This window comes from Geodermatophilus sp. DSM 45219 (assembly GCF_900104025.1).
In the GTDB taxonomy this organism is placed as follows: Bacteria; Actinomycetota; Actinomycetes; order Mycobacteriales; family Geodermatophilaceae; genus Geodermatophilus.
In genome coordinates this window covers 240,050-260,020 of the sequence record NZ_FNIQ01000006.1, presented here as the reverse complement: position 1 = coordinate 260,020, position 19,971 = coordinate 240,050, and the positions used below count along the sequence as shown (strand labels likewise).

22 protein-coding genes and 1 riboswitch are annotated in these 19,971 nt (G+C 75.7%); of the genes, 14 read left to right on the top strand and 8 right to left on the bottom strand.

Going from position 1 to position 19,971, the window contains the following annotated elements; translation table 11 throughout:
* Positions 1–24 precede the first annotated feature (24 nt).
* The 5 genes from BLR12_RS19585 (at position 25) to BLR12_RS24695 (ending at position 4,434) form a co-directional block, all read left to right on the top strand.
* Entirely contained in the window at positions 25–1,128 is a 1,104-nt protein-coding gene (locus BLR12_RS19585; RefSeq protein ID WP_176832602.1) for a serine/threonine-protein kinase, read from the top strand.
* A gap of 16 nt (positions 1,129–1,144) precedes the next feature.
* Entirely contained in the window at positions 1,145–1,282 is a 138-nt protein-coding gene (locus BLR12_RS24705; protein ID WP_176832601.1) for a hypothetical protein, read from the top strand.
* A gap of 1 nt (position 1,283) precedes the next feature.
* A complete protein-coding gene (locus tag BLR12_RS19580; protein WP_091381673.1) occupies positions 1,284–2,453 on the top strand; it encodes a TRAFAC clade GTPase domain-containing protein in 1,170 nt (389 codons plus the stop codon).
* Complete coding sequence (locus BLR12_RS24700; protein WP_176832600.1) at positions 2,450–4,111, top strand: GAP1-N2 domain-containing protein; 1,662 nt, start codon at positions 2,450–2,452, stop codon at positions 4,109–4,111. Before BLR12_RS19580 ends, BLR12_RS24700 begins: the two co-directional genes overlap by 4 nt.
* Positions 4,112–4,263: 152 nt before the next feature.
* Complete coding sequence (locus BLR12_RS24695; RefSeq protein WP_176832599.1) at positions 4,264–4,434, top strand: hypothetical protein; 171 nt, start codon at positions 4,264–4,266, stop codon at positions 4,432–4,434.
* Between the two features lie 146 nt (positions 4,435–4,580).
* On the opposite strand, the gene BLR12_RS19570 is transcribed toward BLR12_RS24695, so the two are convergent.
* Both BLR12_RS19570 and BLR12_RS19565 read right to left on the bottom strand, forming a co-directional pair.
* Positions 4,581–6,770: a SpoIIE family protein phosphatase gene (locus BLR12_RS19570; protein ID WP_091381670.1), complete on the bottom strand. Its 2,190-nt coding sequence runs from the start codon at positions 6,768–6,770 to the stop codon at positions 4,581–4,583.
* 12 nt (positions 6,771–6,782) lie between these two features.
* Positions 6,783–7,133 (bottom strand): STAS domain-containing protein, encoded by a 351-nt coding sequence (locus tag BLR12_RS19565; RefSeq protein ID WP_176832598.1) that lies wholly within the window; start codon positions 7,131–7,133, stop codon positions 6,783–6,785.
* Between the two features lie 74 nt (positions 7,134–7,207).
* Here BLR12_RS19565 and BLR12_RS19560 point away from each other — a divergent pair, with 74 nt between their 5' ends.
* From BLR12_RS19560 to BLR12_RS19550, 3 genes are read left to right on the top strand one after another with little or no spacing between them, the layout of a single operon-like run.
* Positions 7,208–7,639 (top strand): ATP-binding protein, encoded by a 432-nt coding sequence (locus BLR12_RS19560; protein WP_091381667.1) that lies wholly within the window; start codon positions 7,208–7,210, stop codon positions 7,637–7,639.
* 2 nt (positions 7,640–7,641) lie between these two features.
* Positions 7,642–9,168, top strand: a complete 1,527-nt coding sequence (locus BLR12_RS19555) for a serine/threonine-protein kinase (protein WP_091381666.1) — start codon at positions 7,642–7,644, stop codon at positions 9,166–9,168.
* Between the two features lie 41 nt (positions 9,169–9,209).
* Entirely contained in the window at positions 9,210–10,406 is a 1,197-nt protein-coding gene (locus tag BLR12_RS19550) for an RtcB family protein (protein ID WP_255363645.1), read from the top strand.
* A gap of 165 nt (positions 10,407–10,571) precedes the next feature.
* On the opposite strand, the gene BLR12_RS19545 is transcribed toward BLR12_RS19550, so the two are convergent.
* On the bottom strand, positions 10,572–10,928 hold the full coding sequence (locus BLR12_RS19545) for a cupin domain-containing protein (protein WP_176832597.1): 357 nt from the start codon (positions 10,926–10,928) through the stop codon (positions 10,572–10,574).
* Positions 10,929–11,262: 334 nt separating this feature from the next.
* On the opposite strand from BLR12_RS19545, the gene BLR12_RS19540 reads away from it, so the two are divergent.
* The gene (locus BLR12_RS19540) at positions 11,263–11,637 is read left to right on the top strand and encodes an STAS domain-containing protein (RefSeq protein ID WP_091381664.1); all 375 of its coding nucleotides are present in this window, start codon (positions 11,263–11,265) and stop codon (positions 11,635–11,637) included.
* 179 nt (positions 11,638–11,816) lie between these two features.
* Here BLR12_RS19540 and BLR12_RS24690 read toward each other — a convergent pair whose 3' ends face one another.
* A complete protein-coding gene (locus tag BLR12_RS24690) occupies positions 11,817–11,978 on the bottom strand; it encodes a hypothetical protein (protein ID WP_176832586.1) in 162 nt (53 codons plus the stop codon).
* Positions 11,979–12,345: 367 nt separating this feature from the next.
* Positions 12,346–12,480, top strand: a riboswitch (cyclic di-AMP (ydaO/yuaA leader).
* A 12-nt stretch (positions 12,481–12,492) separates the two neighbouring features.
* Here BLR12_RS24690 and BLR12_RS19535 point away from each other — a divergent pair.
* Positions 12,493–13,011: a C40 family peptidase gene (locus BLR12_RS19535; RefSeq protein ID WP_091381662.1), complete on the top strand. Its 519-nt coding sequence runs from the start codon at positions 12,493–12,495 to the stop codon at positions 13,009–13,011.
* A gap of 72 nt (positions 13,012–13,083) precedes the next feature.
* Here the strand turns inward: BLR12_RS19535 and BLR12_RS19530 are convergent, their stop codons facing one another.
* The gene (locus BLR12_RS19530; RefSeq protein ID WP_091381660.1) at positions 13,084–13,452 is read right to left on the bottom strand and encodes a hypothetical protein; all 369 of its coding nucleotides are present in this window, start codon (positions 13,450–13,452) and stop codon (positions 13,084–13,086) included.
* 161 nt (positions 13,453–13,613) lie between these two features.
* On the opposite strand from BLR12_RS19530, the gene BLR12_RS19525 reads away from it, so the two are divergent.
* Genes BLR12_RS19525 through BLR12_RS19515 form a run of 3 tightly spaced genes read left to right on the top strand, consistent with a single transcriptional unit; the run spans position 13,614 to position 16,597 of the window.
* Complete coding sequence (locus tag BLR12_RS19525; RefSeq protein ID WP_091381658.1) at positions 13,614–14,291, top strand: lipoyl synthase; 678 nt, start codon at positions 13,614–13,616, stop codon at positions 14,289–14,291.
* Positions 14,288–15,691: an ADP-ribosylglycohydrolase family protein gene (locus tag BLR12_RS19520; protein WP_091381656.1), complete on the top strand. Its 1,404-nt coding sequence runs from the start codon at positions 14,288–14,290 to the stop codon at positions 15,689–15,691. The genes BLR12_RS19525 and BLR12_RS19520 overlap by 4 nt, the downstream gene beginning before the upstream one ends.
* Before the next feature lie 51 nt (positions 15,692–15,742).
* Positions 15,743–16,597 carry a carbohydrate kinase family protein gene (locus BLR12_RS19515; RefSeq protein ID WP_176832596.1) on the top strand — a complete coding sequence of 285 codons (855 nt, stop codon included), beginning with the start codon at positions 15,743–15,745 and terminating at the stop codon, positions 16,595–16,597.
* A gap of 39 nt (positions 16,598–16,636) precedes the next feature.
* Here the strand turns inward: BLR12_RS19515 and BLR12_RS19510 are convergent, their stop codons facing one another.
* The 3 genes from BLR12_RS19510 to BLR12_RS19500 all read right to left on the bottom strand — a co-directional run bounded on the left by BLR12_RS19510 (position 16,637) and on the right by BLR12_RS19500 (position 19,194).
* Positions 16,637–18,295: an NAD(P)/FAD-dependent oxidoreductase gene (locus BLR12_RS19510; RefSeq protein ID WP_091381652.1), complete on the bottom strand. Its 1,659-nt coding sequence runs from the start codon at positions 18,293–18,295 to the stop codon at positions 16,637–16,639.
* Positions 18,296–18,409: 114 nt separating this feature from the next.
* The gene (locus BLR12_RS19505) at positions 18,410–18,763 is read right to left on the bottom strand and encodes a DUF5615 family PIN-like protein (RefSeq protein ID WP_091381651.1); all 354 of its coding nucleotides are present in this window, start codon (positions 18,761–18,763) and stop codon (positions 18,410–18,412) included.
* Positions 18,760–19,194, bottom strand: a complete 435-nt coding sequence (locus tag BLR12_RS19500) for a ribbon-helix-helix protein, CopG family (protein WP_091381649.1) — start codon at positions 19,192–19,194, stop codon at positions 18,760–18,762. The genes BLR12_RS19505 and BLR12_RS19500 overlap by 4 nt, the downstream gene beginning before the upstream one ends.
* A gap of 55 nt (positions 19,195–19,249) precedes the next feature.
* Between BLR12_RS19500 and BLR12_RS19495 the strand changes: the two genes are divergently transcribed.
* Positions 19,250–19,807: an HAD domain-containing protein gene (locus BLR12_RS19495; RefSeq protein ID WP_255363644.1), complete on the top strand. Its 558-nt coding sequence runs from the start codon at positions 19,250–19,252 to the stop codon at positions 19,805–19,807.
* The last annotated feature ends 164 nt before the right edge of the window (positions 19,808–19,971 follow it).

Below are 19,971 nucleotides of genomic sequence, written 5' to 3'. Positions count from 1 at the left end.
CCGACAGGAGAGGGCCGGAGGACCGTGGACGAGGCGCTCGACCCCGCCGGTGCGGTCGCCGACCTGGCCGGCACCCGGAAGATCGCCCTGCTCGAGCCCGGCGACCCCGACCGCATCGGCCCCTACGACCTGCTGTGCCGGCTGCCCCGCGGCGGCCAGGGCGCCGACGTGTTCGTGGGCTCGGCCGGGCCCGACGGCGCGCTGGTGGTCATCAAGCAGCTGCCCGCGGCCGCGCCGGAGCTGGCCCGCAAGCGGCTGGCCCGCGAGGTGGAGAACGCCGCCCGGGTGAAGAGCTCGCGGGTGGCCGCCATCGTCGACCAGGACCTCACCGCCGAGGCGCCCTACTACGTGCAGGAGTACGTCTCCGGGACGCCGCTGGACGAGTTCATGGCCTCCCGCGCCGGCGGGCTCAACGCCGAGGAGCTGCGCCGGATCGCCATCGGGCTGCTGCGGGCGCTGCGCGACGTGCACGGCGCCGGCGTCGTCCACCGCGACGTGAAGCCGGGCAACATCATCATCTCCGGCGCGGAGGTGTGGCTGGTCGACTTCGGGATCAGCCGCTACATCGGGCCCGAGCAGCCGTCGGGCACCGCGACCACCGGGATGGCGGCGCTGGGCACCAAGCTGTTCGCCAGCCCCGAGCAGCTGGCCGGCGCGGTGCTCACCGAGGCCAGCGACGTCTACAGCTGGGGCCTGGTGATCGCCTTCGCCGCGGGCGCGGTGCACCCGGTCGACCCCGACGACACGATGCCCGACTCCGACTACTACCTGGCGCTGCGGGCCGGCCGGCTGGACCTGTCCCGCGTGCCGGCCAACCTGCTCGACAGCGTGGAGAAGGCGCTGCGGTTCAACCCCGAGCGCCGTCCCACCGTCGCGGCCCTGGCCCGCCAGGTGGAGCAGGAGACCCGCTGGCTGGGTGAGACCTCGCAGATCCCCGACCCGCGGACGACGATGCGCGACCTGCAGTCGCTGGGCGGGGTCACCGAGGCCGCCCGCTTCGAGCTGGCCCGGGTGGAGCGCGCGGTCGCCGACACCTGGGCCGGCTTCGCGGTCGCCGCCGCAGTGGTGGTGCTGCTCGGCATCGTCGCCGGGCTGCTGCTCGCCGTCCTCTACCACGCCGTCTTCTGACCCGAGGAGGAGCACCGTGTCCGGGATGTACGAGCGCGCGCTGGCCCAGCAGCGGCTCGACGCGCGCCGCCAGCGGTTCCGCGAGCGCCAGCGCCTGCTGCTGGCGATCCTCGCCGTGACGACCGTCGTGTTCTTCGCCGTCTTCGTCCGCTGACATGCGCCGACGCGTCTGCCCCCGCTGCCTGGAGCCGCTCACCGCGCCCGTCTGGCGCGACGCGACCGGGGCGCCCACCCGCCCGCCGGTGGAACGCCGCGGCCGCTGGCAGCGGCTGCTCGACCCGCTGCGCACCGACCCGCTGCCGGTGCCGACGGCGCGGGACGCCGCGGGTGCGGCCGCGGCCAACGTGGTGCCGACCTGCCCGCGCGGGCACCGGCTGCCGCCGGAGTACCTGGACCGGCCGACGGTCGTCGTGGGTCTGGTCGGGCTGACCGGCGCGTCGAAGAGCACCTACCTCACGGTGCTGATCGACCTGCTGCACGAGGGGGCGCTGGCCCCGCTCGGCATCTCGGTGGAGATGGACGAGGACAGCGCCGCCCGGTTCGACGACCACCGCTACCGGCTGGTGGTGCAGCGCCAGCAGCTGCCGCTGACCCTTCCCCTGCTCGGCGAGGGCAGCTCCCCCGAGCCGTTCATGCTGGTGCTGCGCGGCACCGGCCGGAACGGCGCCGAGCGCGCGGTCAACCTGGTGTTCTTCGACGCCTCCGGCGAGCAGCTCTACCGCAGCGAGGACATGGGCCAGTACGGCCGGTTCCTCTTCGCCGCGACGTCGCTGCTGGTCGTCCTGTCCCCCGGCGTCTTCCCCCGGCTGCGGCACCTGGCCGACCCGGGCGAGGACTCGATCGGCCTGGCCCGGCACACCCAGATGGTGGTGAACCTGGCCAACGTGCTGCGCGCGGCCCGCAACCTGCCGCCCGACGCGCACGTCGACGACGTCGCGACCGCCGTCGTGCTGAGCAAGGCCGACAAGCTGGGCGCGGTGCCGGAGTTCCCCGCCGACACCCTGCGCGACACCGACCTGCGCAGCGCGCCGCTGGCCTCCTGGTTCTCCGAGGTGCGCGCCACCAGCTCCCGGCTGGTCGACTTCCTGGAGCTCAGCGGCGGGTCCAACCTGCTGACCGCGGCGCTGCACCGGCTGCCGCGGCCGACCGTGCACGCGGTCTCGGCCACCGGCGCCGACGCCCGGGACGGCGGCTACCCGCGGATCACCCCGGTCGGTGTGCTCGACCCGCTGCTGGTGCTGCTGGCCCGCGCCGGCTTCCTCTCCGAGGAGGGGCTCGACGAGGAGGAGTACGGCACGACGCTGCGCGGCGAGTGGTCGCGGTGAGCGGCCGGGCCTGCCCGCAGGCGCTGTACACCTCCGCCAGCCGGACGCTGGAGGGTCCGGGCTTCGGGGTCTACGCGCACTCGCCGGACTGGCCGGCCGAGGTCGGCCGCACCCGTAAGGCGCTGGGCGCGCTGGTGGGCTTCCGGCCCTCGGACGGCGAGGCCTACGGCGTGCTCTCCCGCGGCACCGGCCGGCTGCTGCACCGCGCGGTCGCCGCGAGCGCCGACGGCTTCGGCCGCCCCGGCAACTACCTGGTGCACCTGCTGTGGGACGACAGCGGCCGGCTCGGCGTGCGCGAGCTGCTGGCGCTGCGGCGGGCCGGGCGGTTCCTCGACGCGCTGCCCGCGGACTCCGCGCCCACCGCCGAGCTGCCGCCGCTGCGGGTGGCCTTCGCCGACCGGGCCGCCCCGGCGCTGAACCCCGACGAGGTCGACGCGCTCACCCCGCCCCTGGCCGGGCTGCTGGCCACCCTCGCCGCGGGTGCGGGCCGCTGCGCGCTCCCGCTGCGGACGGCGTCGGGGCGGGAGGCGGCCGAGGTCGTGTTCGCCGTCCTGCCGCGGGCGCTGACCGCCGCGGTCTCGCTGTCCGCCGGCCCGAGGGAGGACGACGGCGACACCGCGCCGGTCCGGGTCGAGCTGTCCGGCGCCGCGCCGGCACCGGCCGGGCCGCACGACACCGAGCGGGCCCGCACCCTGCTCGAGGCCGCCAGCAAGGGCGAGCTGGCCCCCGACGACCTGGCCGACGTCCGCCGGCTCGACGCCTGGCTGTTCGCCGACGCGTGGGCCGAGCAGGACCCGGCGGGGCTGTCGGCCGACCAGCTGGCCAGCGTGCTGGAGTCCTCGGCCGCGCCGGGCTGGCTGGCCCGCGGGACGACCGCCGACCTCGCTCTCGCCGCCGCCGCCGGCAACCCGACGGTGGAGGCGGCCCTGCGGGCGGCGGTCGACCGGTGGCCGGCGGTCGCCGAGCACGTGCGCGGCCGGGTGCTGGGCGCGCTGCTGGACGAGGTGTTCGACGGCACCGAGGGCCCGGCGGAGCTGGCCGTCGAGGTCGCCGGCATCGGCCAGGGCGACCTGTGCGCCGCCCTGGGCGAGGAGGTGCGCCGCGGCCGCCGCATCGCCCGGCTGGACCGCGCGACCGGCCAGCTGGTCGAGCAGGCGCTGGAGCGCGGGGTCGACCTGCCGCTGCTCGGGCTCACCGGGGAGACGTGGGAGCTCGCGCTGCTGGCCACCCGCCGTCCGGTGGTCCGGGAGGCCCTGGTCGCGCAGTGGCGGCGCGCCCCCGGCTGGACCGCCGAGCACGGCGCGCTGCTCGGGCACCTGCTGGTCGCCGACCCCGGCTGGCTCGGGCGGCTGGAGGAGGTGGTGCCGGTGGCGGTGCTGCCGCCGGTGCTGCGCTGGGCGGCCCTGCGGATGGACGTCGCCGGCGTGGAGTCGCTGGCCGCTGCGGTGGCCGCCGGGTCCGGCGCCGGGCGCGGCTGGGCGCTGCGGGAGGTGGTGTTCGGCTCGGAGCTGCCGGCCGCCGAGGTGGACCAGGTGCTCGGCCGGCGGCTGGAGCTGCTGCTGGTGGACGACGGCTGGCCGCGGGAGATCGCCGAGTCCTTCGCCCGCGGCCGCGGCGACGAGAACTCCTTCCGCCGCCGCTTCCGCCGCGACGGATGAGCGGTGGTGCCTCTCGCGCGCGGAAGGCACCACCGGGCGACGACTCTCCGCACCCGGCAGTCCCACCGGGCCCACCTGGCCCGGGCGCCCCAGCCGTCACCTGCCGGGCTCCTAGCCTCGGAGGCGACCACGCACGAGAGGACGACGACATCGTGGCCAAGCACCTGCTCAACGAGACCGCGGAGTTCTCGCTGGCGACCCTCGGGCGCCACGCGGCGGACGGCGAGGACGAGCCCGGCGACCTCACGCAGCGCTTCGACGGCGGTCCGCGTCGCCAGCCGCCGGTCCCGGGCCGCACGGAGGCCGACGGCCGCACCCGGTGACGCGCGACCTCCGCCCCCGCCCACCACGCGGGACAGGGGCAGAGGTCGCCCACCCCCGCCAGGCCTGCGAGGCGGGGGCAGCGGGTGGCCCCCTCGCAGGGTCCCGTCGCGAGCCTGCGAGGGGCGGGGGGCGAGGGGGCCCTTGATCAGACCCGGCCGAGGGCGACCAGGGTGACGTCGTCGGCGTCCGGCGGGTCGAGCGCGGCCAGCACCCCGTCGAGCAGCGCGTCGGGCTCGCTGCCGGTCGCCACCGCGGCGCACAGCGCGTCCAGCCGGTCCGGTAGCGGGACGTCGCGGCGCTCCACCAGCCCGTCGCTGTAGAGCAGCAGCCGGTCCGGGCCGGCCAGCCGCAGCCGGGTCTCGGCGTAGTCCACCTCGTCGAGCAGGCCGAGCGCCGGGCCGCGTCCCCCGGACAGCAGCCGCACCCCGTCGTCCGCGGCGTGCAGCACCGGCAGGTGCCCGGCGCTGGCGACGGCGACGTCCCCGGTCTGCGGGTCGAGCTCGGCGACGACCGCGGTGGCCAGCTCCCCGGGCAGCAGCGCGGCGATCACCCCGCCCAGCGCCTGCAGGGCGGCGGCCGGACCGCGGTCGCGGAGCAGGTGCGCGCGCAGGGCGTGCCGCAGCTGGGCGGTGACCGAGGCGGCGGCCAGGCCGTGGCCGGCGACGTCGCCCAGCACGATCGCCAGCCGGCCGCTGGGCAGCGGCACCAGGTCGTACCAGTCGCCGCCGACGACGTCCGCGGCGCTGGGCCGGTAGCGGGCGGCGAGCGCGACGCCGGGCACCTTCGGCAGCTCCTCGAGCAGCAGGGTCCGCTGCAGTGCCGCGGCCAGCCGGCTGTCCTCCCCGGCGCGCAGCAGCGCCGACTCGGTGAGGTGCGCGGCCAGCGCCCGGGCGGCCGCGACCTCGTGCTCCCGCCACGGCGTCGCCGTCCCCCGGACCGTCTCGCGCCAGGCCGCGAACGAGCGGCGGGGGCTCAACCGCGGCCCGGCCGCGGTCGGCACCGTCTTCGACGCGTGCGGGTTGCCGCCCCAGGTGACCTGGCGGACGGTCTCCGGCCGGAACCAGGCCAGGAAGTCCCCGCGGCCACCGCCGACCTCGACCGCGAGCAGGCCGCTGGCGGTGTCGGCGACGTCGGCGGCCCCGGGCACCAGGCCGCCGAGCGCGTCGGTGGCCGGGCGCTGCGCGGCCAGCAGCGCGGCGACCAGGCCGGGCACCCGGTCGGCGGGCGGGGTGCTGCCGAGCAGGTGCAGCCGGCCGTCGAGGCGGAGCGCGGCGCCGGCGGCCGGCAGCAGGTCCAGCAGGGTCGGCGTGCCCTCGGTGAGCGCCCGCGCGGGCGCGCGCGGGGTGCGGCCGAGGGCGGCGACCAGCTCGGCCTGCCGCTGCGCGACGGCGACGACCCGGCCCTGCTCGCCGGCGTCCACCGTCGTGTGCAGCAGCAGCGAGGCGGTGCGGCCGAGGAACTCCGCGGCCACGCGGTCGGCGTAGGAGGGCCGGTGCGGTCCGGCGTAGTGGTGGCAGGCGATCAGCCCCCACAGCCGGCCGCGGTCGACCAGCGACACCGACATCGAGGCGACCACGCCCATGTTGGCCAGGTACTCCAGGTGCACCGGGGAGACGCTGCGCAGGACGGCGCCGGAGAGGTCCAGCGGCCGGCCGGTGACCGGGTTCGCCGCCGGCTCCAGCGGCACCGGGCGGTAGGTGGCGTCGGGGATCAGCCGCAGCCAGTTGGTCTCGTAGAGGGCGCGGGCCTGGGCGGGGATGTCGCTGGCGGGATAGCGCAGGCCGAGGAAGGGCTCGAGGTCGGCCCGCCGGTCCTCGGCGACCACCTCGCCGTTCCACTCGGGGTCGAACCGGTAGACCATCACGCGGTCGAAGCCGGTGAGCGACCGGACGTCGCGGGCCAGCACCGCCGTCAGGTCGTCGAGGCTGGTGGTGGCCGACAGCCGCTGCAGGACCAGGGGCAGCCGCCGGTGCCAGGCCGCGCCGGCCTCCCCCGCACCGGCGAGCGGCTCCCACTCCGCGACCAGCAGCCCGTCGGCGCGGTGGGCGACCAGGTCGACCTCCGCGCCGCCGATGCGCACCCGCAGCGGGTTCAGCTCGGCGAGGTCCCCGGCCAGGCCGAGGCGCAGCCGGTCGAGGTCGGCGGGGGCCAGCACGTCGGCGAGCGTCGCCGGGACGGTGCCGAGGACGTCGGCGGCGTCGGCGGAGGCGACGACGACGGCCAGGTCGGGTTCGGTGACCGCCAGCAGCGCGCCGTGCGGCTGGACGGCGCCGGGGACGGCGATCGGCTCGTCGGCGCAGCGCCGCAGGGCGTCGTCCGTGGCGGTCTGCGTCATCGCCGGCCGACCCTACGGACCGACCTCGTTCTCCGTCAGGCTGGGCGACTCGACGATCGGCACCACCGCCCGCAGGTCCAGCAGGTCGATGACCAGCCGCACCGGCCGGTTGGCGCGCGGGCAGACCACCTCGAGGGAGACCCCGGCGGCTGCGGCCCGGCGGGCGGCCGCCACCAGCGTCCGCGCACCGGAGCTGTCCAGGAAGGTCGTGTCGGTCAGGTCGACGACCAGGGACTGCGGCTGCCGGGACAGCTGGGACTCGACGGCCTCCGCCAGGCGCGGGGCGGTCGCGATGTCCAGCTCGCCGCGTACTCTCAGCGCCGGCCGCCCGAGGGCCGTGGTCCGGTGGACGTCGAACTCCACGGATCGGTCCTCCCCATCGTCGACGCGCAACCCGAGCAGCCTAGTCGCCTGCCGGCCGGAGGGGGGAACGAGGCGTGGACATCGCCTTCACGGTCCACCTCCCGGTGGACACCGGCAGCGTGCCGTTCATCCGCGGGCTGTGCCGCCAGGCGCTGGAGCACCTGCACGTCGAGGGCACGGTGATCGACGAGATCGCGCTCGCGCTCACCGAGGCGTGCGCCAACGTCGTCCGGCACGCCGGGGACCACGCCCTCTACGAGGTCGCGGTGGCCATCGACGACCGGCTGTGCCGGATCGGCGTGGTGGACAACGGCGAGGGCTTCGACCCCGCCGAGCTGTCCGCGCGCGACGAGCGCTCCCCGCTGGACGACGGCCGCGGCCTGCTGCTCATGCAGGCGCTGGTCGACTCGCTGGACTTCCGGCACGAGGCCGACGGCCGGCACCGGGTCACGCTCGAGAAGCGGCTGACCCCGCACCCGCCGCTGCGCCTGGTCGATCCCGTCTGAGCATGCCGACCGCCGGAGACGTCCTCTCGGACCGCTACGAGCTCTCGTCGCTGATCGCGACCGGGGGCATGGGCGAGGTCTGGCGCGGCCTGGACCGCGTGCTCGGCCGCGAGGTGGCGATCAAGGTCCTCAAGACCCAGTTCACCGGCGACCCGGTGTTCCTGACCCGGTTCCGCACCGAGGCGCGGCTGTCGGCCGGGCTCGGCCACCCCAACGTCGCGGTCCTGCACGACTACGGCGAGGTGGAGCCGGCGCAGCCGGGGGGCGACCGGCTGGTCTACCTGGTCATGGAGCTGGTGGACGGCGAGCCGCTGTCGACCCTGCTGGCGCGCGAGGGCCGGCTGACGCCGGAGCGGACCCTGGGCCTGCTCGGCCAGGTCGCCGCCGGGCTGGCCTCGGCCCACACGGCCGGCGTCGTGCACCGCGACGTCAAGCCGGCCAACCTGCTGGTCCGCCCCGACGGCACCGTGAAGATCACCGACTTCGGCATCGCCTGGTCGGCGGCCAACGCCACGGTCACCCGCACCGGCCACGTCGTCGGCACCCCCCAGTACCTCGCCCCCGAGCTGGTGCAGGGGAAGAAGGCGACGCCGGCCGCCGACGTGTACGCCTGGGGCACGGTCGCCTACGAGTGCCTGACCGGGCGCCGTCCCTACGACGGGCCCAACGCGGTCGAGGTCGCGATGCAGCGGCTCACCGAGCCGCCCGCACCGCTGCCGGCCGACGTCCCGGCGCCGGTGCGCGCGCTGGTCGAGGCGACGCTGGTGACCGACCCGGCCGAGCGCATCCCGGACGGCGGCGCGCTGGGTGCCGCGGTGGCCGCCGCCGCCGCGGGCCGCGTGCCGGAGCCCGCCACCGTCCCGGACGACGAGCGGACGGCGACCCGCGTGCTGCCCGTCGCCCCGGTGGAGCAGGCGCCGGTCACCCGCACGCTGCCGGTGAGCCCGGTCGCCGCCGCGGCCCCGGTGCACACCGACCCGGTCGCCGTCCCGCTGCCCGACGACGGGGACGGCGACGACCGCGGCCGCCTGCGCCGGCTGCTGGTGCCGGTCCTGGTCGGGCTGGTCGCCACCGCGCTGGTGGTGACCGGGCTGGTGCTGGGGTCGCGCGACGTCCCCGAGCCGGTCGCCCCCGCGGCGGCACCCGCCACGAGCGCGCCGCCGACCCCCGACGCGCCGCGGGCGACGGGCACGTTCGTCCGGGTCGACCCCGCCGAGTACATCGGGCGCCCGGTCGCCGAGGTGCAGGCCTGGCTGACCGGCCTGGACCTGCCGGTGCAACTGCGCACCGTCGAGACCGCCGACGTCCCCGCCGGCCGGGTGACCGCGCTGGAGCCGACCGGCGAGCTCGCGGTCGGCACCACGGTGGTGGTCACCCACGCCGTCGCCCCGCCACCGCCGCCGCCGACCGCGGCACCCGCGCCGGCTCCTGCCGAGACGGCGAACGGGGACGGCGACGGGGACGACGAGCAGCCCGGGCGGGGTCGCGGCCGGGGGAACGGCAACGGCAAGGACGACGAGGACGACTGATCGAGGACCCCGTCCTCCCCACCCCTCGCAGGCTCGGGGCGGTGCCCGGGACGGGGCCGACCCGGAGCGAGAACATGGAGAAGATCAGCGACCGGCTGCTCAACTGGGCGTCGATCCTCGAGCCGACCACCCGCGTGCAGGCCGAGCGCACCGCCTCGATGCCGTTCATCCACCCGCACGTGGCGCTGATGCCCGATGCGCACCTGGGGCTCGGCGCGACGGTGGGCTCGGTGATCCCGACCGACCGGGCGATCATCCCGGCGGCGGTGGGCGTGGACATCGGCTGCGGGATGATGGCCGTGCGCACCCAGTTCACCGGCGACGACGTCCGCGGCCGCGACCTCGGGACGCTGCACGAGCAGGTCTCCCGGGCGGTCCCGCTGTCGGCCGGGCGCTACAACAAGGAGCTGCGCGAGACCGCGGCCGCGAGGGTCGCGGAGCTGCGTGACCTCCCCGGGGTCGCGCAGGCCGACGGCGTCGCGCACAACTGGCCGCTGCAGCTGGGCTCGCTGGGCTCGGGCAACCACTTCATCGAGGTCTGCCTCGACGAGGACGACCGGGTCTGGCTGTTCCTGCACTCGGGCTCACGAGGGGTCGGCAACCGGCTGGCGTCCAAGCACATCCGGATCGCGCAGGACCGGACGAAGGCGAAGGGCGTCGACGTCCCCGACCGCGACCTCGCCTACCTGGAGGAGGGCGAGCCGGAGTTCGACGCGTACGTCGAGGCGCTGCACTGGGCGCAGCGGTTCGCCGCACTCAACCGCGAGGAGATGATGGACCGCCTCGCCGAGCAGGTGTCGCGCTTCTTGACCGACGAGGTGCAGCGGGCCCAGGTCGTGCAGTGCCACCACAACTACACCGAGCGGGAGACCCACTACGGCTCGGAGGTGTGGCTGTCCCGCAAGGGCGCGATCTCCGCGCGGGCCGGCCAGTGGGGGCTCATCCCCGGCTCGATGGGCACGGCGTCCTACGTCGTGGTCGGCAAGGGGAACGTGGAGTCGTTGACGTCCGCGCCGCACGGCGCCGGGCGGGCGTTCTCCCGGACGGCCGCGCGGAAGCGGTTCAGCCGGGCGGACCTCGACCGGCGGATGAGGGGCATCGCCTGGGGCCGCTCGAACGCGTTCCTCGACGAGCACCCCGACGCCTACAAACCGGTGGACGTCGTCATGGCCGACGCGGCCGACCTGGTGGAGGTCCGGCACACGCTTCGCCAGGTGGTCAACGTCAAGGGCGACTGAGAGCCCCGTGCCCGCAGGCGGGGTGATGTGCGGTCGTGGCGCACTCTGCGGGCGGAAGCACGCCATGCCCGCACATCACCCACCGCGCGGCCACCGACACGTCACCGGTCGAGTGGAGCCGGCCGCCAGCGTCCCGTCGCGGCAGAGCACGAGCGGAGCGGTGACTCAGGCGGGCGGGGCGTCCCGGCCGGCCTGCTGGGCGGGCGGGGAGGTCGCCTCGACCGCGGTGAACGCCTCGAGGATCTCGTAGGTGTGGCTCACGCCCGCCGGTACGACCCAGGAGTCACCCGGCCCCAGCTCCAGCGTCTGGTCCCCGGCACGCAGCCGGGCCTGCCCGAGGACGACGTACCCCACCGTCTCGTAGTCCCGGGCCGCCTCGGGCTTGCCCTCGCTGGGCGGTTGCGCAGCCCACAGCCGCATCCCGACCCGGGCACCGGCGGCCAGGTACCGCTGCCCCATCTGCCCGGCCTCCACCTCGACCGCCTCGACCTTGCTGACCCGGCTGTTCGTCGTCTCGCTCACGGACGTCGGCTACCCCGACCGGCGCCATGCAAGCGTCGACCACCGCGACACCTCGCGTCGGCGTGGACGTCGGGGACCGCCCGCTGGAGACGCGCTCGGGCTCGTCGAGCAGCAGCGCGTGACCGCTCTCCTCAGGCCTCCGTCCGGGGTCCGCTCCCGTCCCCCGGCGCGTCGGCACACATCTGGAGGCAGGCAACCCCATCGCCCTCAGCAGAGTCACTCCAGTCCTGTTAGCGTTCCACTCAGGTCGAACAGCCGGCCTCGTCGCACACGTCCGTGGGACGCCGTCAGCCGGCTGCCGCCGGCGACCCGGCGCCCGGCAAGGGGGACCACCATGTGCGCACGCGTCATCGCGGGGCGGTGGGCCGAGCACTCCTCCCGCCCGCTGCTGCTGTCCATCGACCTGCGGAACGGCCTGATCACGGCCGCCGGTGAGCTCGACCGTGCCGTCGCGCACCGGCTCACCGACGCGCTGCTCGCGCTCGTGCAGACCGGGCACCGCACCTGGACCGTCGACGCCGCGGGCATCAGCTTCTGCGACGCCGACGGCCTGCGGGCGCTGGCCGCGGGGGCGGCGCTGGCCGAGAGCCGGGGCGGCCGGCTGCGGGTCACCGCCCCGTCGCCGTTCACCGCGCAGCTGCTGCGCCTGGTGGGCATGACCGACCTGATCGACAGCACGGCAGACCGCTCGCCCATGGGCGCGGCCTGAGGGCAGGTCGGCGCGGGTGACCGGCCTCCGACCCATCACGAGTGGGATGTCGGTGCGCGAGGCGGTGCTGCTGGCGACCGAGGTCGACGTCCCGCACGCCGGCCGCCCGTAGCCCGAGGACGGCACGGCGACCCCCGCCCGGTGCGGGCGGGGGTCGCCGTGCAGTCGGTGCGGCGCGCTCAGCGCACGGGACCGCGGCCGTAACCCCGGCCGCCGCCCTGCTTCTTGTTCTGCTCGCCCATCTTGGCGATGAACTCCTTGATCTTGGCCTGGTTCTGCGGCTTGCTGGCCTCCTGGATGACCTTCGCCGCGATCCCCGAGGCCATGAGCTTCCTCAACATGCCGGCCATGGTGTCCCTCCTCCGTGCACTCGTCCGTCGTCGTGGTTGCCCTCTGTCGTGCCCCCGACCCGGCCCGCCCAACCCCTTCGGTTCGCTCGGCCGTACGTCGCCGTCCGACCACGCTGAGTTCGGGCGCTCCGTGCTCGGGACAAGTCGTCGTCGAGCCGTTGACCTGCGGTTACGCGCTGGGGGACGCCTGGCCGGAACGGTGTCTGCGGTGGTCAGCACGGCGTGTCGGGGTCACGCAGGGTCGCCGTCGGCAACCCCCCGCTCCGACGTGGAGCCGGGCCGGTGGTCCACCTAGCCTCGGTCGCCGTCGGTAGGGCCCTTCGTCACGTACCCGTGTGACACCCGCCCGACACGCCGAACCAGGCGCCGGCCGACTCGCCGGCAACGGACCGGGGACCCACAGCAGCACTGGGGTGAAGCGCGATCCGTCGCGCCGGGCGACTCCACCGCCCGAACCCGTCAGCTAACCCGGTAGGCGGTTGCGGAGACAGGAGAACCGTCGTCCATGACGACTGCACGCACGTCCACTTCTCGTCGCTCGTTCCGCGGCATCGCCGTCGCGGCCATCGCCGGAGCCGGCATCGTCCTCTCGCCCCTGCCGGCCTCGGCCGCTGCGGGTGACAGTGGTGGTGGCGGGGGCACCGTGGCCGCCGCTCCGGCCGCGGCTGCCACCGGCGCGGCCCAGACGGCCGTCGACACCGCGCTCGCCCAGCGCGGTGACATGTACCTGTACGGGGCGACCGGTCCCGACCGGTTCGACTGCTCGGGGCTGACCAGCTTCGCCTACAAGGCGGCCGGGGTCTCGATCCCGCGCACGTCGAAGGCCCAGTCGACGTTCGGCGCCCCGGTGTCGAAGGCGAACCTGCAGCCCGGTGACCTGGTGTTCTTCTACAGCCCGGTCTCGCACGTCGGGATGTACATCGGCAACGGCCAGATGGTGCACTCCTCGAGCGCCGGCAAGCCGGTGAGCGTCGTGTCCCTGGACTCGATGCCGAGCTACGCGGGCGCCCGCCGGGTCGTCTGACCCTGTCCAGCAGGGGGTGCCCCGGCCGGCGACGCCGCCGGCCGGGGCATCCCGGCTGTCTCCCCGCGGAGGTCAGCAGCAGGGGTGCGGTGGCCGGTCGGCCTCCTGCAGCGAGAACACCGACGCCGCGTCCTGCGGCCAGGTGCGCAGGAAGAGCAGGCCGTAGCGCTCGTTGAGCAGCGCGTCCGGGCCGGTGACGGCGGCCAGGTCGAGCAGGCGGCCGGGATCGTGGTTGCGGTAGCGACGCAGCTCGGCACCACAGGCGACGGTGAGCACGTCGCCGACGGCGCCCATGACGACGACCGGGGTCCAGGCGTCGTGCGGGGTGCTGTCGCAGAGCAGGACCCGGGTCGGATGGACGCCGTGGCCCGCGGCGGTGCTGGCGCAGGGCGCCGGACGCGTCCGGCTGCCGGTGCTCGGCTCGAGCTCGCGATCGGTCACGGCGTGCTCCTGTCCTGGGGGTTCCCGGCGAGTGACAGCACAGCACCGGGGCGTTGCGGCGTCCACGCGCCGGACGCCGTCGTCCTCCGATCGCGTGGGTGACGGCGGACGCCGGTGACGGAGGGTCCGCAGGACCGGGCGGGCCGCCGATACGGGAACCCGTGAGCGCGATGGGCCCCACCACGGAACCGGATGCCGTCCTCCTGCTGCGGCACGTCGACGCCGTCGGTCTGGTCGTGGAGGAACGGACGCGGGGCTGGGACCACATGGGCGCGGTCATCTGCGATGCGGCACTGCAGCCGCGGTGCAGCTACCGCCGCGTCGTCGAGCCGCGCGTGCGCCGGCTCGTCGCGGCGTGGCCGGAGGCCACCACCGTCTCCCGCTTCTCCGCACGCCTGGAGACGTCCGACATCGGGGCGACGCTCCCCTGGCGCGGGCCCACCAAGTTGCGTGTCATCAGCGACCTCACCGACGCACTCGCGCGAGCCGACGTCGAGACCGTTCCCGACCTGCGAGGAGCACTGGCCGACCCGGCCGGCGGTCTGCGTTCCACGCTGCGGACCGTGCGCCGCGTGGGTCCCAAGACGCTCGACTACCTGTCGATCCTCTGCGGGTCCAGCGAGCACGTCGCGGTGGACGTCCACGTCCGGGGCTTCGTGAGGGACGCCGGCGTCGACGTCGCGACCTACGAGCGATACGGGGCAGTGGTCAGGGCGGCCGCCAGGCTGCGCGGGTGCTCGCCAGGCGCGCTGGACGCCGCCATCTGGCAGCACATGAGCCGACGGCGGCAGGTGACCGGCCGCGGGGTCATCATCGGGGACGTGACGGAGTCCCGGTGAGCCCGCGCCTGCACCGCTCGTCCCGTGCCGCCGGCGCGCTGGTCGGCTCGGCCGTGGGCGACGCCCTCGGCGCGCCCTTCGAGTTCGGTCCACCCGGGCAGTTCGGCGCCCGCTTCCCCACCCCGGCCCGCGGTGCGGAGACCGAGATGTGCGGCGGCGGGTCGCCGGGTCGGGAGCCGGGCGAGTTCACCGACGACACCCAGATGGCGCTGCTCGCCGGCACCTCGCTGGTCGAGCGCGGCGGCCTGGACGAGGCCGACCTGTTCGACCGCTTCCTGCGCTGGGCCGAGGCGGGCCCGCCGGACATCGGCAACCAGACCCGCGCCGTCCTCGGCTCCGGACTGCCGTGGGACGTCGCCGCCGCCGAGCACTTCGCCCGCTCAGGGCACGCGGCCGGCAACGGCTCGCTGATGCGCACCACCCCGGCGGCGATCCGGTTCGCCCGCGACGGCCGCGAGGCCACCATGGACGCCGCCCGCCGGATCTCCGCGCTCACCCACGGCGACCCGGCGGCCGGCGAGGGCTGCGCGGTCTACCACGAGCTCGTGCGGGTGGCCCTCGACGGCGGCGACCCGCTGGCCGCCGTCCCTCCGGCCCTGGCGGCGGTCGCCGAGGAGCACCGCGAGCGGTGGGCGACGGTGCTCGCGCCGGACTGGACGCCGGAGCGGGCGAGCGAGTCCGACGGCGCGGTGTGGCCGACGCTCGGTCAGGCGGTGTGGGCGCTGCGGCGCGGCACGTCGTTCGCCGAGGTGCTGCGGCTGGTCGTCGACCTGGGCGGGGACACCGACACCGTCGCCGCGGTCGCCGGCGGGCTGGCCGGGGCGGTGTACGGGATGGGCGGCATCCCGATCCGCTGGGCGTCGGTCGTCCACGGGCGCATCCCGGGGCACGGCGATCGCGTGTGGCGGCTGGCCGACCTGCAGCAGCTCGCGGCCGCGCTGGACGGCGGTGCGCAGCAGAGCTACGACCCCGGGGTGATCCCGCGGATCGGCCCGCGCGAGGTGCTGCCGGGCATCTGGGCCGGCAACCTCGACGGCGCCCGCTACAGCGAGGAGGACTTCGCCGTCATCTCGCTGTGCCGGCTGGGCGAGCCGTTCCCGCACCCGGTGCACCGGATGGCCTACATCGCCGACGACGACCACAACGCCGACCTCGACGCGATGCTGGCCGACGTCCTCGACGACATGGCCGCGCTGCGCGCCGAGGGCCACCGGCTGCTCGTGCACTGCCACGGCGGCGCCTCGCGCACCGGGCTGGTGCTGCGCGGCTGGCTGGTCCGCGAGGAGGGGATGTCGGTCGAGGCGGCGACGGCGTACGTCGCCGAGCGATGGCCGCACCTCGGGCTGTGGAACGACAGCTTCACCGAAGCGCTGCACCGCCTCGAGCGGTCGCGCGGCTGACGGATGGAGGACAGCACTCCTCGGTGGCCTCGCCCCGCAGGCCCGGGACCGGTGGTCGCGCTGGGGAAGCTGGTCGCCGACCAGGTGCTGGAGCTGTCCGCGCCCCTCGTGGTGGGCGGTCAGCAGCGGGTCGTGCGGACGACGACGGCGGGCGGGGCGCCGGCGAACGTGACGGCGAACCTGGCCCGGCTGGGTGTACCGGCGCGGCTGGCGGGCTGGGCCGGTGCAGACCCTCTCTCGGACGGCCTGCTGGCGGGACTGACCGGATGCGGCGTCGAGATCGTGGTGGTGCGCCACGGCCGGGCGCCGCTGTCGACGGTGCTGGTCCACCCGGACGGCGAGCGGACCCTGCTCACCGACCGTGGCGAGGGCGGGCTGGAACCGGCCGACGTCCGCGCGGAGTGGTTCGGCGGCGCCGCCGTCCTCCACCTGGACGGCTACGACCTCCTGCGCTTCCCCGAGGCGGTACGCACCGCGGCGTCCCTCGCGCACGGATCGGGGGTGCCGGTCAGCGTCGACGTGGCGGCGGCCACCCGGGTCGAGCAGCACGGCACAGACAGGTACGTCGAGCTGCTCGCGGGGCTGCGGCCCGTCGTCCTGTTCTGCAACGCGGCCGAGGCCGCGGTGCTGGGGCTGGACGGCGACCTGCCGGGGTGGGCGCCGGACCTGGTGCTGGTGCACGCAGGTTCCCGACCGACCCGGGTGCTGACCCGGGCCGGTGCGGCCGAGGTCCCGGTGGAGCCCCTGCCGTGGCGGCTGCGGGACACGACCGGCTGCGGCGACGCCTTCGCCGCCGGCGTGCTGGCCGGCTGGCGAGCCGGGAGGTCGGTCCTGGACGCCGTCCGCGCCGGTCACGCTGCGGCCGCGGTGGTGGCCGGCGTGATCGGTGGCCAGCCGCCGTCCTGACCGTCCCGAGAGGCCCCGGCCTGGCAGGTCGGGAGCGGCTCACACGGCGAGCAGGCGGTGGACGAGCTGGATGGCGATGCCGCCCTCGCCGACGGCCGACGCGACACGCTTCACCGCCCCGTGCCGGACGTCACCGGCTGCGAGCACGCCGGGGATGCTCGTCTCCAGCGGCAGCGGGGGCCGCCCGAACGCCCGCCGCGCGTCGTCGCTCAGGTCCGCGCCGGTCAGGATGAAGCCGGCGTCGTCCTTCTCGATCGTCCCCGGCAGCCAGTCGGTGTGCGGCCGGGCGCCGATCATCAGGAACAGGGCGTGCGCCTCGGCGTCCCGCAGCTCGCCGTCCCCCCGGTCGCGCAGCACCAGGTGCTCGAGCCGGCCGTCACCGCCGCCGCCGACGACCTCGGTCGCCGTCCGGACCTCGATGTTCGGCGTCTCCTCGATCTGCCGGACCAGGTAGTGCGACATCCCGGCGGCCAGCGACTCCGCGCGCACCACGAGCGTCACGCGCCGGGCGTAGCGGGCCAGGTGCAGCACGGCCTGCCCGGCGGAGTTCGCACCGCCGACGACGTAGGCGTCCTGTCCGGCCACGATCGGCGCCTCGGACGCGGCCGCGCCGTAGAAGACGCCGGCTCCCCGCAACGCCTCCAGCGACTCGACGCCGAGGCGGCGGTAGCTGGCACCGGTCGCCAGGACGACGGCACGGGCCTCCACGACCCCGCCGGTGTCCAGGGTGAGGACGACGCCGTCGCGCTCGCGGGCCAGGTGCGTGACCCGTTGCATGAACGCGAAGCGGGCACCGAAGACCCACGCCTGCTGGTAGGCCCGGCGGGCGAGGTCCGCGCCGCTCACACCGCGGGGGAAGCCGAGGTAGTTGCGGATCGACGAGCTCGTGGTCGCCTGCCCGCCGAGGGCGCCCGCGTCGATGACGATGGTGCGCAGCCCCTCGGAGGCGCCGTAGACGCCCGCGGACAGCCCGGCGGGTCCGCAGCCGACGATCACGAGGTCGTAGCGGTCCCGGTCCGGGGCGACCGCGGTGCCCGACGCCCGCGCGATGTCGACGTCGCTGGGGTCCTCCAGGACGTGCCCGTCGGGCATGACCATGAGCGGGAACCGCCGCTCCCCCGCCTCGGCGAGGAGCGCGCGCCCCTCCTCGGAGGCGGCGAGGCAGAACCGGTGCGGCATCGCGCAGCGCTCCAGGACCTCGCGCAGCTCGTACGCCCGGCCGGACCAGGTCTCCCCCACCACGTCGATCGTGTGCGGGGAGCGGTGCTGCGACTCGGCCCAGGCGAGCAGGAAGGTCGACATGGACTGGTGGAACAGCTCGTCCGGTGGCGTCGACGGCCGCAGCAGGTAGTGGTCCATCCGCCCGCTGGCGATCGCCTCGAAGATGGCGTCGCCGGTGGCCGAGTCGCCGAACAGGCCCCACCGGAGCAGCAGGACGCGCTGGGCGTGCGGGAAGAGGTTGCGCACCTGCGCCAGCAGGCTGGTCCCGGGCGCGCCGTCGAGCACCTCCCCGGCGAGGACGAGGGCGACCTCGGCGCCGTCCTCCGCGAGCCGCTGCAGCATGGCGATGCCCTCGCGCGGGGAGCTCAGGCAGCAGACCCGGTAGTCGGCCCCGTACCGGTTGCGCAGCTCGCGCTCGACGTCCCGTCGCTGGGCGGGGTCCTCGTCGACGACGACCAGCAGCGGGACGCCGGTCATGGGCTGCTCCCGCACACGCGCCGGACGCTAGGAGCGGACGACGGCCGTCACCAGACGCGAAGGTCCCTGGGTCCCCGCTGCGTGCTCCCGGTGGTCGTTCCCGCGGGAACGTCCTCAGAGCCATTCGACCAGGCCGGCTCCTCCCGGTCCCGGGGCTCCCCTGTCGGCCCGGACGTCGAGCCAGGAGCGCAGTGCCGCCGACAGCCGCGGCAGTCCGCCCGGTGCACGCGGCCAGCGGCGGGAGTTCACCAGCAGGAGCCCCGTGTGGTCGGCCGGGTCCAGGGGTGCGTAGTCGACGACGTTCTCGGTGACGACGACGCGACCGTGCTCGCGAGCCCAGCGCACCACCTCGTCGTCCGCCCGTCCGACCAGGTCCGGCAGCTCGACGACGGCGACGACGTCGTGGCCGTCGGCGCGCAGCTGATCGGCGAGCCGCCGTGGGTACATCTCGTCGAGCAACAGCCTCACCGGATGGGGCCGGCCAGGATCTCCTGCTGCCGGCGCCAGGCGGCCTCCAGTTCCTCGGCGGCCTGCTCGTTGGCGGCGATCCTCGCGTCCACCTCTGCCGTGTGGTCGGCGTAGTAGGCGACGGCCGTGCGCACCTGCGCTTCGCTCAGCGACATCGTCCGGGCGACCACGGCGACGGCGTCCTCGTGAACCTCCGCCTGAACGGCGCGCAGGGTCCGGACGACCTCGTCGACGTCCGGCCCGGTCACCAGCCCGGTCCGCCGGCCGCTGGGGCCGTCGCGAAAGGTGATGCCTGGATGGGCTTCGCGGCGCAGCGCCTCGTCGAGCAGCCGCTCGATGGTGGACGAGACGGACGTCCCGCGCCGCCCGGCCAAGTCACCGAGCCGGCGGAGGACGTCGTCCGACAGCCGGACCGACCGAGGTGTCGCCATGACTACATCGTAGTCGATCGTAGGTACATCGATGCCCCGCCGATGACGGGTAGGAATGCTCGACCGCGACACCGCACGCTTCCTGGAGGACGGCATGGCCTCGACCGGTGACCGTCCGATCCTGCTGCTGGACGTCGACGGCGTGCTGAACGCGGCGTCCGTGGACCTGCCCGAGGGTTGGAGGCGGGGCACGTTCAACGGGTACGTGCTGTCGTGGGACCCGACGATCACCGCCCGGCTGCGCGAGCTGCACGAGTCTGGCCGGGTGGAGATCCAGTGGCTGACCACCTGGACGACGGACGCCGACCGGCTGCTGGCCGAGCCCATGGGGTTGCCGCGAGGGCTCAGGACCCACGCCCGCGCGGACTCGGCGCCGACCGGTTTCCTCGGCTCGCTGGGCGGCCGGTCGGGCTGGTGGAAGCTGACCGCTGCCCAGGCCGTCGCCGAAGCAGAACCGGACCGGCGCATCGTGTGGATCGACGACGACCTGGCCCAGCAGGCGGCCGACACCGATGACTGGCTGGCCGCCAACCCACACGTGCTGGTGGTCGCGCCGGACCTGTTCGTCGGGCTGACGCACGGGCAGCTGGACGCGATCGAGGCGTGGCTCTGAGCTGGTGGCCGCCCGCGACTCCGGGCCGCCACACCCTGGGCGGCTCGAACGCCCGGACGACGTGAGGTCCGCCGGCCCGGAGTCCTCTCCGCGGACCTCAGCCTCTGCTTACACGGGTGAGCAGAGGCTGAGGTCCGGCTGAGTAGGTATCGCTCGCCGCGGAG

Excerpts from the sequence above, each read along its gene's own strand:
- BLR12_RS19555 (WP_091381666.1), top strand. The coding sequence starts at position 7,642 with ATGCCGACCGCCGGAGACGTCCTCTCGGACCGCTACGAGCTCTCGTCG.
- BLR12_RS19495 (WP_255363644.1), top strand. The coding sequence starts at position 19,250 with ATGCTCGACCGCGACACCGCACGCTTCCTGGAGGACGGCATGGCCTCG.
- BLR12_RS24690 (WP_176832586.1), bottom strand. The coding sequence starts at position 11,978 with ATGTTGAGGAAGCTCATGGCCTCGGGGATCGCGGCGAAGGTCATCCAG.
- BLR12_RS19500 (WP_091381649.1), bottom strand. The coding sequence starts at position 19,194 with ATGGCGACACCTCGGTCGGTCCGGCTGTCGGACGACGTCCTCCGCCGG.
- BLR12_RS19535 (WP_091381662.1), top strand. The coding sequence starts at position 12,493 with ATGACGACTGCACGCACGTCCACTTCTCGTCGCTCGTTCCGCGGCATC.
- BLR12_RS19540 (WP_091381664.1), top strand. The coding sequence starts at position 11,263 with ATGTGCGCACGCGTCATCGCGGGGCGGTGGGCCGAGCACTCCTCCCGC.
- BLR12_RS19510 (WP_091381652.1), bottom strand. The coding sequence starts at position 18,295 with ATGACCGGCGTCCCGCTGCTGGTCGTCGTCGACGAGGACCCCGCCCAG.
- BLR12_RS19570 (WP_091381670.1), bottom strand. The coding sequence starts at position 6,770 with ATGACGCAGACCGCCACGGACGACGCCCTGCGGCGCTGCGCCGACGAG.
- BLR12_RS19580 (WP_091381673.1), top strand. The coding sequence starts at position 1,284 with ATGCGCCGACGCGTCTGCCCCCGCTGCCTGGAGCCGCTCACCGCGCCC.